General features: G+C 63.2%; 17 protein-coding genes. 6 read left to right on the top strand and 11 right to left on the bottom strand.

Features of this window, described 5'->3' with window-relative positions; genetic code table 11:
• Positions 1-253: 253 nt before the first annotated feature.
• The 6 genes from JOF47_RS08260 to JOF47_RS08240 all read right to left on the bottom strand — a co-directional run bounded on the left by JOF47_RS08260 (position 254) and on the right by JOF47_RS08240 (position 4,413).
• Positions 254-919, bottom strand: coding sequence for a potassium channel family protein (locus JOF47_RS08260; protein WP_245356307.1), 666 nt, complete (start codon positions 917-919; stop codon positions 254-256).
• 749 nt (positions 920-1,668) lie between these two features.
• A complete protein-coding gene (locus JOF47_RS22320) occupies positions 1,669-1,920 on the bottom strand; it encodes a universal stress protein (protein ID WP_342592738.1) in 252 nt (83 codons plus the stop codon).
• Between the two features lie 4 nt (positions 1,921-1,924).
• On the bottom strand, positions 1,925-2,104 hold the full coding sequence (locus JOF47_RS22315; protein WP_342592737.1) for a universal stress protein: 180 nt from the start codon (positions 2,102-2,104) through the stop codon (positions 1,925-1,927).
• A gap of 119 nt (positions 2,105-2,223) precedes the next feature.
• On the bottom strand, positions 2,224-2,907 hold the full coding sequence (locus JOF47_RS08250) for a hypothetical protein (protein ID WP_209997128.1): 684 nt from the start codon (positions 2,905-2,907) through the stop codon (positions 2,224-2,226).
• Positions 2,908-3,042: 135 nt separating this feature from the next.
• On the bottom strand, positions 3,043-3,645 hold the full coding sequence (locus JOF47_RS08245) for a hypothetical protein (RefSeq protein ID WP_209997127.1): 603 nt from the start codon (positions 3,643-3,645) through the stop codon (positions 3,043-3,045).
• Between the two features lie 135 nt (positions 3,646-3,780).
• Entirely contained in the window at positions 3,781-4,413 is a 633-nt protein-coding gene (locus JOF47_RS08240; protein ID WP_245356306.1) for an AAA family ATPase, read from the bottom strand.
• 312 nt (positions 4,414-4,725) lie between these two features.
• On the opposite strand from JOF47_RS08240, the gene ligD reads away from it, so the two are divergent.
• The gene (gene ligD, locus JOF47_RS08235; RefSeq protein WP_209997126.1) at positions 4,726-5,595 is read left to right on the top strand and encodes a non-homologous end-joining DNA ligase; all 870 of its coding nucleotides are present in this window, start codon (positions 4,726-4,728) and stop codon (positions 5,593-5,595) included.
• A 196-nt stretch (positions 5,596-5,791) separates the two neighbouring features.
• Here the strand turns inward: ligD and JOF47_RS08230 are convergent, their stop codons facing one another.
• From JOF47_RS08230 to JOF47_RS08215, 4 genes are all read right to left on the bottom strand, one after another.
• Positions 5,792-6,421, bottom strand: a complete 630-nt coding sequence (locus JOF47_RS08230) for an MBL fold metallo-hydrolase (protein WP_209997125.1) — start codon at positions 6,419-6,421, stop codon at positions 5,792-5,794.
• Entirely contained in the window at positions 6,421-7,506 is a 1,086-nt protein-coding gene (locus JOF47_RS08225; RefSeq protein WP_209997124.1) for an S-(hydroxymethyl)mycothiol dehydrogenase, read from the bottom strand. The genes JOF47_RS08230 and JOF47_RS08225 overlap by 1 nt, the downstream gene beginning before the upstream one ends.
• Before the next feature lie 112 nt (positions 7,507-7,618).
• A complete protein-coding gene (locus JOF47_RS08220; RefSeq protein WP_209997123.1) occupies positions 7,619-7,891 on the bottom strand; it encodes a glutaredoxin domain-containing protein in 273 nt (90 codons plus the stop codon).
• A gap of 84 nt (positions 7,892-7,975) precedes the next feature.
• Positions 7,976-8,656, bottom strand: a complete 681-nt coding sequence (locus tag JOF47_RS08215) for a VldE C-terminal domain-containing protein (RefSeq protein ID WP_209997122.1) — start codon at positions 8,654-8,656, stop codon at positions 7,976-7,978.
• 24 nt (positions 8,657-8,680) lie between these two features.
• Between JOF47_RS08215 and JOF47_RS08210 the strand changes: the two genes are divergently transcribed.
• Complete coding sequence (locus JOF47_RS08210) at positions 8,681-9,010, top strand: hypothetical protein (RefSeq protein WP_209997121.1); 330 nt, start codon at positions 8,681-8,683, stop codon at positions 9,008-9,010.
• Between the two features lie 372 nt (positions 9,011-9,382).
• On the top strand, positions 9,383-10,138 hold the full coding sequence (locus JOF47_RS08205) for an SOS response-associated peptidase (RefSeq protein ID WP_209997120.1): 756 nt from the start codon (positions 9,383-9,385) through the stop codon (positions 10,136-10,138).
• Between the two features lie 78 nt (positions 10,139-10,216).
• On the opposite strand, the gene JOF47_RS08200 is transcribed toward JOF47_RS08205, so the two are convergent.
• Positions 10,217-11,119: a LysR family transcriptional regulator gene (locus JOF47_RS08200; RefSeq protein ID WP_209997119.1), complete on the bottom strand. Its 903-nt coding sequence runs from the start codon at positions 11,117-11,119 to the stop codon at positions 10,217-10,219.
• Between the two features lie 52 nt (positions 11,120-11,171).
• Here JOF47_RS08200 and JOF47_RS08195 point away from each other — a divergent pair, with 52 nt between their 5' ends.
• The 3 genes from JOF47_RS08195 (at position 11,172) to JOF47_RS08185 (ending at position 13,315) form a co-directional block, all read left to right on the top strand.
• Positions 11,172-12,128 carry an EamA family transporter gene (locus JOF47_RS08195; protein WP_245356682.1) on the top strand — a complete coding sequence of 319 codons (957 nt, stop codon included), beginning with the start codon at positions 11,172-11,174 and terminating at the stop codon, positions 12,126-12,128.
• 409 nt (positions 12,129-12,537) lie between these two features.
• Positions 12,538-12,759: a hypothetical protein gene (locus tag JOF47_RS08190; protein WP_209997118.1), complete on the top strand. Its 222-nt coding sequence runs from the start codon at positions 12,538-12,540 to the stop codon at positions 12,757-12,759.
• A gap of 142 nt (positions 12,760-12,901) precedes the next feature.
• Entirely contained in the window at positions 12,902-13,315 is a 414-nt protein-coding gene (locus JOF47_RS08185) for a helix-turn-helix transcriptional regulator (protein WP_209997117.1), read from the top strand.
• The last annotated feature ends 32 nt before the right edge of the window (positions 13,316-13,347 follow it).

Genomic DNA, 13,347 nt, shown 5'->3' with positions numbered 1-13,347 from the left:
CCGTGGCCAACGGGACACGGCAAATCAGATCGCGAACTCTGTCCCACCGCCCAAGACGACGACCCCAACACCAAGGCTTCGACTCATCGAATCACCTGTCGGTGGCGTGTTGTTCAACTTTGTTCGCCACTAACCGAGATCATCGCTCCAGTACGCCGTTCACGTTGAATTCATTCTCGAATCCAGGCCCTCACAAAAACCATGGATCAAGAGCTTCGGACCGGGAAGCATCCACTCCCACCATGGAATTCTTCTAGCTGGTCTCGCTGTCCGGATTTCGGCGGTGTCTATGGCGTGTCTCGTAGCTTAGAAACACTGCGGATGACGTCGGGCCCGAGTGGCCGAATTTCCCACGAAGAACTTCGGCCAGGTCATCGAGCGAAGCATGCAGCATGCGACCAGCGAACCGGAGATCAGCGTTTGCGCTGGTGATTGCGTCGGAGGCCAATTGCTGTGCGTAGGCAACGGTCGCGGGCAACGAACCTCGTTGCTTTGCCTCATTGAAGTAGTAGGTTTCATTGAATGCCAGCAGGTCTATGCTGACCGTGGAAACGTTCCTGGCCAGTGATTCGAGCAGTGCGGTGGCATGCCCGGGTTCCAATGACAAGACGCCCGGAGGGCCGGCCGCTTCCCTGAGCAAGTTCAGGTCGTGGGCCAGGGCGCGGCGACGGCTCAGCGCGGGGTACGTCTGAAGAATCCAGGAGACCGTGGCCGTGAGCAGTCCGAACCCGGTCACTGCCTGGGCAGCCATGATGAACCGGAGTGGAGGCGTGGCCGGGGCGATTTCGCCATAGCCGACCGTGGACAGGCTGACCATCGAGATGTATATGGCTTCTGTGAAGTTGCCGTGTTGGGGCACACCGTCGGCGTAGACGAATCCGGCCGGCAGATGCGGAAGGTATATGAGTGCCCATCCCATAATTGACAAGGATGCCCAAGCTCCGATAACGGCAGCCATGCCCACAGGCGCGGCAATGGGGGAGGCCCGGCCGCTGAATCGTCTGAAAAGTAGCCAGAGTCCGTGCATGACCGTTCTGCAGACCGGACCCGTTCCGTGTGGATAGAGGAGTGTGTGAAAGACATCGACGGCCATCAGCAGAATCAGTCCTGCACCGGCGATCGTTCCCGCAAGGTCAATGAATTCCATGCTTCAGCATACGGTCGAGACAGCGCCGCCACCTTGCGGTTCTCAATGTTCGGGGCCGCCCACCTGTGTTCCCGTGGTTGGGATTGGTGGCAGTCGTTTCGACGGCTGTGCCTTACCAGGCTCAAAGTGGATGAATTCATGGCCGCGTTGGCCGAGCTAAAACCATTCCAATTTGACCCATTCCGAAATCGGGCACCCACGTGAGGCAGTGCACCGCCCAGAACTGGCTGAGTAGGTCGAATGTTGGACTGTGCCTCACATGCTTGCTGGTTCTGGTGCACCCTCCTGATGTGTGCACTGGGAGGCCACCAGTAGGGTCTGCTCTGCCCCAAACTGCAACCGATGAGTATGCCACCTTGACTGGGATCCCGAACCGCCGGGCTCGGCAATGCGGTCCCTGAAATCGCCGATGCAGGTTGTCGAATCAACCAATCGCACAGGAGGCACTTGGGCATGAAGTCCCGTCCCGTGGATTTACCCATCGGGCTGAACCAACTCAAGATGAAGCCTTGCGGGTATATTCAGTCGTTCTCACCGTCTTCCGGTGCGTGAACCACCAGGACGGGGCATTTGGCGTGTGCGATGCAGGAGGAGCTGACCGAGCCAATAAGGAGCCCGCCCAATCCGCCGTGTCCTCGCCTGCCAACGATGAGTAAGCCTGCATTCTTGCTGGTCTTGACGAGCGCGGTTTTTGGGTTTCCCTGTACAAGATTGATCTTGACGTTGTTTGGTGTTGCTGATCCGAAAACACTTGTCACAGCCTGATTGAGCACCTTCTCAACGCTCTCCTTGAAGCCCCCCGATGCCCATCATCAAGTACCCGTCATACATCCTTGGGAACTCCCAGCAACCGACTGCTTCGATTTGGGCGTTCAAAGGCTCGGCGAGGTAGCTGGCCTTTCGCAGCGCTTCGAGGGAAGCTTCCGAGCCGTCTACGCCCACGATGATTTTCGTCATTCCGAGTTCATGTGCCGTGTAATTCTCCAATGTTCAGGTGGTTGGGCTTCCCAAGCTAGCCGCCACTTCGTTTGCACGATAGAGGGGCCCAAGGTTTCAGTGAAACCACAAGACACGCACTAGGTGCCAGGGGCGAGGTCGCGCCTGGTGAACCGCACAAGCCCGATTGCCCACAACACGACGGCGATCGCGGTCGCGGCCGCGAGGGGGAGAATCGTAAAGGAATCTGCCGGGAAGATCGACATTCCCGTGAAAGGTGCGTTGTGTGTTGTCAGGTGGGGGAGTCCGAACAGCGCCCCGAACAGACTGATGACGGACAAGACGCCAAAATAGCACCACGACAGTGCGGAGGCTTGGTGCGGAGCCAGGCTAATCAACAGGACGACGACGCCCGCCGTCACCATGACGCCGGGCCAGTAGAGCAGAGATGCCCCAGTGAGCACCCACACTTGCGAGGCGTCGGACCGCGAGGAGCCGTAGGCCGCTCCCATCAGGGTGCCTCCGACCGCCAGCAGCAGGGCGGAGCCGATGACCGTCACCAGGAGTCGTCCCCAAGCCCACCGAAATCGGGATACACTCCCCGCGAGCTGGGACTCGGCCCTCCCGGAGGCTTCCTCGGTTCCCAGCTGCAATGCACTCTCGACCACGAATGCGTTCACGGCGATCGCGTTTAACATCAACAAGAACCCGATTACGCCGCTCGTGGTCGCGGCTCCGTGCCCGCCGACCAAGGCGATGAACACCGTGTTGGATCCAAGCAGGCCCGCCATGGCCGATGCCGCCGATCCGTACATCAAGGCCATGACCAGCACGGTGGCGAACCACGCGACGAGCTGCCCGCGTTGCAGCCGCAGGGCCAGACCGAATGGCGTCGTCAGGAACCGGTCGGCGGTTGCGGGCCCCGACCGCTCCGGCAGCGTCCCGGTGCCAAGGTCGCGTCAGGCTTCGACGGCCATGGCAATGCCACGCAGCAGGACCGCACCCAGCACCAGGGGAGCCAATGGCCACCACTGGTTCTCCCCGAACGCCCGCATCTGCTGGGCCCATCCGCTCGGGGACAGCGGGGAGGTCCATCCGGGTGTGGTTCCGTTGCCCTGCAGATCACCGATGGCACGAAGCACGTAGGCGATGCCGACCGCCAGGGCGCCGACCGAGAGGTTGTAGGCGGCGATCACCAACCAGCCTGCCAGGGTGTAGGCGTGGCGGCCCAGCACGTTGGCACGCAGTAATTCCGTCCGCCCGGCTTCCTCCTCGGAACGGCCATTGCGCGTCACCAGGAAGACCGTGGACAACACCAGGGTGAGCGCAAGCGTCATCCAGATCTTGAGAACCAGGATCCCGCCGAAGGTGTCCGCCGCATACGGGGTTCCCGTGAGCGCGGCGACCAAGGGGGTGTTCGCGATGGCAGCGTAGGCCTCACGGTCGCCGGGCGTGGGAAACGTTGCGCGTTGTGACTCGTTCGCCAGGGGGATCATGCCCGTGATCACGACCGCCCACACCAGCAGGCGCCACCGGATGTGGCGGAAAACCAGGAGCATCACGTCCTGCAACCCCTCGAAACGGGCCCGGGAAGACCGGCCATGTGCCGACGAGTGCGGCATTACTGCCGATGCCGGGGAGCGGGGGACTCTCATGGGAGGACCGCCCGGTCGGCGGCAGGCTCCGTGTGGCATTGCCTAAGGAAAAGCTCCTCGAGCGACGGTCGGGTGGCGACGAGCCTGCGCGGCCTCAAGAGCGCCAGACCGGCCAGGACCGCACCCAGGTCGGCATCGGCCACGGTCAGCGTGGCGCGTTGGCCGTCGACGACGAGGTCGTTCACTCCCGGCATGGACGCCAGGGTTTTCGGGATCGTCCAGGATCACCGAAATGGCGGTGTGGTGCAGGCGAGGAAGCCCAACCAGCCTGCCCGACTCCACCGTCCTGCCGCGTTGAATGATGGTCACGGTGTCGCAGAGGCTTTCCGCCTCGGCAAAGCTGTGGCTGGCGAGCAACACCGAGCGTCCCTGGGCCCGGGCTTCCAAGATGCAGGTCCTGAACGCCGCTTCCATGAGCGGGTCGAAACCCATGGTCGGTTCGTCGAGGACCAGGAGTTCCGCGTCGGAAGCCAACGCGGAGACCAATGAGACCTTCTGGCGGTTTCCCTGGGAATAGGCGCGCGCCTTTTTCGCGGGATCGAGGTCGAAGAGCTGCAGGAGCTGGTCCCTGCGTCGCCTGTTCACGTCGCCGCGGAGGTTGCCAAGGATGTCGATGGCCTGCCCTCCGGTGAGGTTCGCCCAGAGGTTCACTTCCCCCGGAACGGCTCTGGGCATAGGGAAGTCAATGAAACTACTGAACCACTTGATGCGTACATTCGGCGGCTAAATCCGACCCCCGGGGCTTGTACGGCTCTAGACATCTCTTGGTGCCTGCACCAGCATGGAAAGTCGATGGGTGACGGTGAAAGGGAAGTCGAATGAATGACGGCGTAGCTCCGGGTCCACGACCGATCGCGGTCCCTGTTGCGGACGGTTCCGGGGACACATCAAGCAAACATGCGTTGCACATGCCTACTGGCTGGAGAGCGTCGCTACCCGTGTCTGCGATGGCGAGAGCATGATCCGCTGCCAAGGCCCGGGCTCAGCATGAGCGCGCAGGAACTGGAGGTTGATGGTGCAACGGTCCGGCTTACCAATCCCGGGAAAGTTCTGTATCCGGAATCCGGCACCACCAAGCTGGACGTGGCCATGTACTACCTGCAGGTTGCCCCAGTTTTGCTTCCGTGGGCTAAGAACCGGCCCGCAACCCGCAAGCGATGGGTGGACGGCGTGGGGACGGAAGCATGCCCCGGCAAGAGCTTCTTCCAGAAGAATCTTGATGCAGCCACCCCGGAGTGGGTGCAGCGCCAGAGAGTGCATCACATGGACCACGACAATATCTATCCTCTTGTCAACGACGCACGGACGTTGGTGTGGTTGGCGCAGACAGCGACCCTCGAGATCCACGTTCCACAATGGAAGCTTGCCTCCGACGGCGTTCCCCAAAACCCGGACCGGCTGGTGCTCGACCTGGACCCGGGGGAGGGAACTGGATTGTCCGAATGCGCCGCTGTGGCGCTTCTTGTCCGCGTCGCCCTGGCCCAAATTGGCTTCGATTCGCTTCCCGTTACCAGCGGAAGCAAGGGGATGCACGTGTACGCCCGGTTAGACGGGCAAAAGACCTCGGGCGAGGCCGCAGACCTGGCGCATGAACTCGCGTTGTCGATCGAACACGATCACCCGGAGATGGTGGTCAGCCGTATGGGCAAGGAGCTGCGTCGCGGGAAGGTGTTCATCGATTGGAGCCAGAACTGGCCGGGAAAAACGACGGTTGCCCCGTACTCCTTGCGAGGCAGGATGCTCCCGACGGTGGCAGTACCGCGAAGCTGGGACGAGATCGACCAGGTCGGCCTGGGCCAGCTGGCCTACCGTGAGGTGCTGGCGAGGGTCGAAGCAGGAATCAATCCAGGGCTGTAAAGCCAGACGCCGATCGAGCCGGATACCGGAAAGCCGGCGTCCGGCTCGTCCGCGGCGGCGATGGATGACTCGGCGCCGACAACGCCCCGTGGCTGCCAATGGTGTGACGGGTTTCTTGGCTTTATCAGTGCTGGATGCCGCGGGTGTGGCCGGCGAGGTTTCGCCCCGCCGACCACGCCACGTCAGGTGTTTGTTGCTAGTGGCCGCGCTTGATCCACTCGTCCAGGTTCGGTGCCTCGGCACCGATGCTGGTGGCATCCCCGTGCCCGGTGTTCACGACCGTTTCGGCCGGCAGGGTCAGCAGGCGCTCACGGATCGAGTCGATGATCGTCTCGAAGCTCGAGTAGCTGCGCCCGGTGGCTCCCGGTCCGCCGTTGAACAGTGTGTCGCCGGAGAACAGGGTTCCCAGTGATTCGACGTAGAAGCAGGTGGAGCCCGGCGAGTGCCCGGGGGTGTGCAGGGCCACCAGGGTGGTGCCGGCAACCTCGAAGGTGTCCCCGTCGGAGATCTCGTGATCCGCGGCGGTGCCCGGGAAGATCGCTTCCCAGAGCATCGCATCGGCCGGGTTCAGGTGGACCGGTGCGTCGACCAGGTCCGCAAACTCGCGGGCGTAGCGGATGTGGTCGTCGTGCCCGTGGGTGAGCAGCACCGCCTTGACGGTGCGGTCCCCGACCGCTTCGCGGATCTTGGCCGGCTCGTGCGCCGGGTCGATCACGAAGACCTCGGAGTCGTCCCCGATGATCCACACGTTGTTGTCCACGTCCCACGTGCCGCCGTCCAGCGAGAACGTGCCGGAGGTGACGATGTTCTGGATCTGTGCCGGCATTAGAGTTCCACCACCGAGCGCAGGACCTTGCCCTCGCCCATCTTGGTGAATGCGGCTTCGACGTCGCCCAGGGAGATGCGTTCGGAGACGAACGCGTCCAGGTCCAGGCGTCCGAGCTTGTACTGCTCGACGAGCATCGGGAAGTCGCGGCTCGGCAGGCAGTCGCCGTACCAGGAGGACTTCAGCGATCCGCCGTGGCCGAAGACATCCAGCAACGGCAGTTCCAGCTTCATCTCCGGGGTCGGCACGCCCACCAGCACCACGCGGCCGGCAAGGTCGCGGGCGTAGAACGCCTGCTTGTAGGTTTCCGGGCGGCCGACGGCCTCGATGACGACGTCGGCGCCGAAGCCGCCGGTGACGGCCTTGATGCCCTCGACGGCGTCCTGGGTGCGGGAGTTCACGGTGTGGGTGGCACCCATGTTCTTGGCCATGGCCAGCTTGTCGTCGTCGATGTCCACGGCGACGATGGTGGTCGCCCCGGCCAGCTGGGCGCCGGCGATCGCCGCGATGCCCACGCCGCCGCAGCCGATGACGGCCACGGACTCGCCGCGCTTGACCTCGCCGGTGTTCATGGCGGCGCCGATGCCGGCCATCACGCCGCAGCCGAGCAGGCCAACGGCGGCCGGGTCGACGTCCTGATCGACCTTGGTGCACTGGCCGGCGGCGACCAGGGTCTTTTCGGCGAACGCGCCGATGCCCAGGGCGGGGGAGAGCTCGGTGCCGTCCTCCAGGGTCATCTTCTGGGTGGCGTTGGCGGTGTTGAAGCAGTACTGGGCCTGGCCCTTGGCGCAGGCGCGGCACTGGCCACAGACGGCGCGCCAGTTCAGGATGACGCGGTCGCCGACGGCGACGTTCTCCACGCCCGCACCGATGGCCGAGACCACGCCGGTGGCTTCGTGGCCGAGCAGGTACGGGTAGTCGTTGCCGATGCCGCCGAGCTTGTAGTGCAGGTCGGTGTGGCAGACTCCGCAGGTGAGGATGTCTACGACGGCCTCGCCCGGTCCCGGGTCGGGAATGACGATGGTGACGGTTTCGACCGGTGCATCCTTGGCACGGACGATGACGGCCTGGACCTTCTGGGACATGACACTCCATTCATGGGTGGGCGCACCGAAGCGACACCCTTAAGACTTAACGAGGAAGGATGCCATTCGCCGTGACCGGCTTATGGCACCCTTCCATCCAAGCACAGGATGACTAGGCGCGCTCGAGAACTTCCTCGATGCGTGGGTTTGTTGCGGCGGTGCCATCGGCGAAGATCAGCGTCGGCACGGTCTGGTTGCCGCCGTTGAAGGCCTCTACCAGCTCGGCGGTGCCTTCAACATCTTCGATGTTGACCTCGGTGTAGCCGATGCCCTTGGCATCCATGAGGCGCTTGAGATTACGGCAGTATCCGCACCACGAGGTGGTGAACATCGTGACGGATCCGGCTTCGGGGATGTACGGGGCAAGTTTTTCTGTTTCGGTCATACTTCATGTAACCACGAACGACCCCAAGATATTCGCGGGTTCAGCACGGGCGGAAAACTGCCCCGCCGATGGCTTGTTTCTGACTTATTTGCGGAAGGTCTCGACATGGATGTGATCCATGTGCCGGGTGGTGGGGTTCCAGCCGCGGGATTTTTCCAGGTGCTTGCCCCAGCCGCCCTTGGAATAGGGCCCCCATTGCTGGTCCTCAGACAACCAGATCTGATCACGCCAGATCAAGTAGTTGATGCCCAGTGCCTCGTGGTTGTCGGTGAGATACCTGGCCATTTGGTCCCCGGCCTTGATTTCCGAACCCTTGGCATAGCCCTTGATCATGACATCGGCCGCCAGCCCGGAGCTGTGTCCGATCGAACCGCTTCGGGGTCCGTAAACGGTGCTGATCGATGGGGCATAGCGGGCCTTGAGCCGTTTGATGATGTTGTTTGTATTGGCAGTCATTTTCGAGGTGACCTTCGAGGGTGCGGTCTTGAGCTTCTTGGCCCGTGCCTCGTTGGTCACCAACTTCGAGCTGAGGATCCAGCCCTTGCCGTCCGGTGTGCGAACCAGCGACCATTTTCCGGACTTTTGGATGAGCTTCACCTTGTCGGCGTTTTGCAGTGCCTTTTGGCGTTTGGAGGCAAAGGACGGTTTGTCATAGGTCGGCTGGATGCCTGTGGTCCAACGGCTGGTGGACGCTGCCGGGCTCTTTGCCGAGGGGCTGGCCACGGTTTTGGGGGCGGGCTTCAGGGTGGTGGCCGTGCTCTTCACGTGGCTGGAACTGAGCCATCCGGTGTGTTTGCCGGACCTGACCTGCCACCATTTGCCGCGGGTCTTGCCCGTCTTGGTGAGCTTGGTGCCTTCTTGATGGTCGCGATTCTCTGGTGTTTGGTTCCTGCACCCTTGCGAAGATTCACATTCACAGTGGTCCGATACGTGGTGATTTTCTTTGTGGCTGCAGAAACCGCGAATGGCGCACTGATTCCGCTCGGCAGCGGAGCGGCTGCAGCCACACCCATGGATGAAAGCGAAAGCGTCACGGAAAGTGCTAATACGGATGCAATATTCAGCGGTTTGAGTTTTATCGACATACTCTTTCCCCTCAGCATTAAATTTTCCGAATGAACACAAAATTCTATGTGTTAATGGGATAGACATATTCAGGCTATCGCAGGTCAAGCGCTCAATAGGGGAGGGTGGATCGGTCAATCCGCTTTTGTGGTCTATTCCGTGCAGCAGCTCCTTGAATTTCCATCCGCATGATGTAACGAGTGGTCCACTGTTGTGTCGCTTGGCCCGATCGGGCCAGACGGCAAGCCGCGCCTGAACCGCTTTGTTCCGGCAAAGCCGCAATTCCCGGTCGTTGAAGGTGCTTCAGGGGTGAAGCGGTTCGCTGGCCAACGCCCGTTTTGAGTCGTTCATTCGACACCAAACCGCCACGTACGGGTGCCGAAAATCGTGGGTGTATGTCGGCGTTGGACATGAGAAGGTTGAACCATGTGTGGACGCTATGTAATGGCCAAGGCCATCGGGGACCTGGTGGCAGAGGCCGAAGCCGAGGCTGATGCGAACCTTGAATTGCGCCAGTCATGGAACGTCGCCCCGACAACCGATGTGCCTGTCGTGTTGGAACGACTCATCGACGAGCGGGTCCATCGCCAGGTGCATGTTGCCAAATGGGGGCTCGTGCCGGGTTGGGCCAAGGACCCGGCGGTGGGCGTGCGGGCCTTCAACGCACGCAGCGAGACTGTCATCGAAAAGCCCACGTTCCGCGCTGCGATCAAGGCGCGCCGTTGCGCGGTGCCTGCGGAGGGCTACTACGAATGGTTGGCCGCCGAGAGCCCCAAGGGCAAGAAACGCCCGTTCTACGTGCACCCGGAAGACGACTCATTGATTTTCTTCGCCGGGCTGTACGAGTGGTGGAAGGACCCGTCCAAGGAAGATGGCGCTCCCGACCAATGGTTGCTCTCCACCTCGATCCTCACCTGTCCCTCACCGCCCGCGGATTCCGAATCCCCGGTGTTGCGGGAACTGCACGGGTTGCATGACAGGCTGCCGATTCCCCTCTCCAGTGATGCGCTCGCCGAATGGCTTGACCCGGAAAACAAGAACGCCGCGGAACTCGTGGAGATGGTGCGGGCCGGAGCCTACGACGTGGCAGCCGCCTGGGAACTGCGCGAGGTCGACTCCGCGGTGGGGAACGTGCGCAACAACGGGCCCGAACTCACCGAGGCACATTCCGGTTTGTTCTAGCGCTTGTCCCACTCGTTCCCGGTGCGTGGTCCCGGTATGTGCACCGACACACGCCCAGGAACCCGTGCCACGGTCCGCTCAGCGGTTCTGCCGCATGCGATCGAGCACCAGGGCCAATGCCGGCCAGGCGCTGCGCCCGGCGCGGATCCGGGCATGGGCGCGCAAATGCAGATCGGGATTGTGCAGCGGCAGGATGCTGAGGCCGGGACGGTGCGGTCGGTTTGCGGGCAACAGGCCCACGCCGAGGCCCGCAAGAATCAAGTCCTCCACCAGGTCCAGGCTGTCGGACTGGTGGCGCATCGCCGGCTGGAATCCCGCCATCGAGGAGATCAGCCGCAGCACCGTCTCATCCGCGCCATTGCGGGAATTTCCGATCCAGTCCAAGTCCCGGAAACAGCCAAAGACCTCCGCAGCGTCGGGGACGGTGCCGTTGGCCGCGATACGCGCCGCGGCATCGCTCGGAACACCCAGTCCCCACGGGGTGCTCCACAGTTCCAAGGTCTCGATGCCCGGGCCCGGCGGGTCCGGAGCCAGGTTGTAGTCGTAGGTCAGCGCCAGATCGAGGTCGTCGAGTCCCAACTGGCTCAGGGCCTCGGCGGGCTCGTGTTCAAGAACCATGATGTTCACCGCCGGGTGGCGGACTGCCAGCTCCAGGATGATCGGCATCAGGGTCTTGCGGATCGCGGTCGAGAACCCGCCCACCCGCAACGTGCCCGAGGGGTCGGCGTCGGGATCAAGGTCCAGCCGGGCGGCATCCACCGCGGCCAGGATGCTCCGGGCGTGTTCGGCCAGCCGGCGCCCGGCCGCGGTCAGCCGAACCCCGCGCCCGACGGGTTCCAGCAGCACGGTTCCGGTGTCCCGGGACAGCGCCGCGATCTGCTGTGAGACGGTGGACGTCGTGGTGCCCAGCACATCGGCGACGGCGCGCATGGAGCCCAGGCGTGCCAATTCGTGGAGATATTGCAGGCGTCGGGTATCCATTCCTCCATTGTGCAGGATTGATAAACAATATGTTGATGATTCTCGCGTGGACATGGACAAAGCCGGTGGCGTCTACTTGGAAACCATGAGCCCCTCCACAACCCCAGCACCCACCGCCAACGCCGCCGGGATCGGCTCCATGATGGCATTCGCCGCCATGGGCTGCGTGCAGCTGGGACTCGCGGCAGCGGCCACGCTGGCCGGGACGATCGGGCCCGAGGGCGCGGGGTGGTTGCGCCTGGCCTGGGCTGCAGTGATCATCGTGGCCATCGCCAGGCCCTGGAGGCAGCGCTTCAGCCGGGCCGCCCTGGGAATCTGCGCCTTGCTGGGCCTGGCGACCGCCGGGATGACGCTGGGGTTCATGATGGCCATCCAGACGTTGCCGCTGGGCACGGCCAGTGCCCTGGAATTCCTCGGACCGCTCGGTGTCGCGGTGTTCCAGGGACGTGGTGCCGGCAGATGGTGGGCCGTGGTCGCCGGTGCCGGCGTGCTGGGGCTGACCGAACCCTGGAACGGGGCCGCGGATCCGGTCGGCGTGCTCTTTGCCCTTGGCTGCGCCGCCTGCTGGGCGGCCTACGTGCTGCTGACCCAGCGTGCCGGGGACGCGGTGGAGGGCATCGGGGCCCTGGCCATCTCCATGCCGGTCGCCGCCATTGCGGCGACACTGGTGGTTGGCCCCTCGGTGATCGGGCGGATCGACCTGCACATGCTGTTGATCGGGTTCGGGTTGGCGCTGCTGTTGCCGGTGATCCCGTTCAGCCTGGAGATCCTGTCCCTGCGCCGCCTGACCACCGCCGCGTTTGGCACCCTGATGTGCCTGGAACCAGCCATCGCCCTGGTGGTGGGTCTGCTGCTCCTGGATCAGGTACCACGACCGGCCGCCCTCGTGGGTATCGTGCTCGTCATCGTGGCTGGCATTGGCGCCACCAGGGCGGGCCAGAGGAAACCCTCTGGCCCGGCTCACGGGAACACGGAGGTTCTCCCCGTAACTGTCGGTACCGGCTCCTAGCCCGACAAGCGCGCCCAAACGCCTGCTCGGCCATGTAAACGCGAACGGACAAGGTGCGAATCCAGGCCGGATTCAGGACTTCCGCGGGGGACGCCTCGAGCAATCACATGGTTCCCTGGCGGCTGCCCGTCCCTGTGGCCAATGGTGCCCGCCAGCCCTGGGCGAGGGCCGGAGGTGGCATGGGAACGCCACAGTAAAGATGCCGTGGATCCCGCCGTATTGTCCGCTTTGCAGGTGCCGATCGCCGATGCGAATTGGGTTCCGGCAAGTGATTTCTTTGTTGGCGGCACTGCGATAGGGTAACCGGCAGGATGGGGGAAACGATCCCGGCGTCCTAGCGCGCTGGCCCGGCTTCTGCCGGTGCCGTGGCGGGTGTGATGTTGTTCCGTATCGATGAAAGCAAATTAACATGGCTGTTTCCGTTGAATTGGGCAAGGCCCTCGATAAGGCCCTCGAAAATGCGCCCCTGGAAGAAGTCCTCGCCGCGCCGCCTTCGGCCCTTGCCGGGCTCACCGAGAAGCACGACGAAATCCTCGCCGGCATGGGCATCAAGACCATCCGCGATCTGGGGAGCAACAAATACTTCGCAGTCGCCGGTGTGCTAGTCGCACTGTCCGGCAAGACCGGATAGCCGGGTAGCTAGCCCGCCGACATGACTGGAGGGCGGGTCCGGCCCTGGAATCGGCCGGACCCGCCCTTTTCACGTCCGTTCTTCTCCGGGTCTGCGGAACACACCGGTGGTCAGCGGCCGATGCACTGCTAATCTCGATGTCATGAAGCCGCACGAGCTTGAAACGCTCACCGCCCTGCGCCGGGCCAAGGACATGATCGACCGCGAATACGCCAAACCCCTTGACGTACCCACCATGGCAGCCAAGGCACTGATGTCCACGGCGCACTTCTCCAGGCAGTTCAAGGCCGCATACGGGCTGAGCCCCTACGCCTACCTGATGACCCGGCGCATCGAGCGCTCCATGGCCCTGTTGCGCTCGGGGATGAGCGTCACCGACGCTTGCATGGAAGTCGGGTGTACCTCGCTTGGGTCCTTCAGCAGCAGTTTCACCCAGATCACCGGCGAGAGCCCCAGCGGGTACAGGAACCGGGAGCACTCCGCGGTCGAAGCCATGCCGGCCTGCATCGCCAAATCCGTGACCAGACCGAAGAACACCAAGACGCCCAGATACTAGCCCGCAGCCAGCAGGACCCCGGTGAGCGCTGC

This window comes from Paeniglutamicibacter kerguelensis, from assembly GCF_017876535.1.
Lineage (GTDB): Bacteria > Actinomycetota > Actinomycetes > Actinomycetales > Micrococcaceae > Paeniglutamicibacter > Paeniglutamicibacter kerguelensis.
The sequence above is the reverse complement of the archived record's forward strand: the minus strand, read 5'-3'. Positions and strand labels throughout refer to the sequence as shown.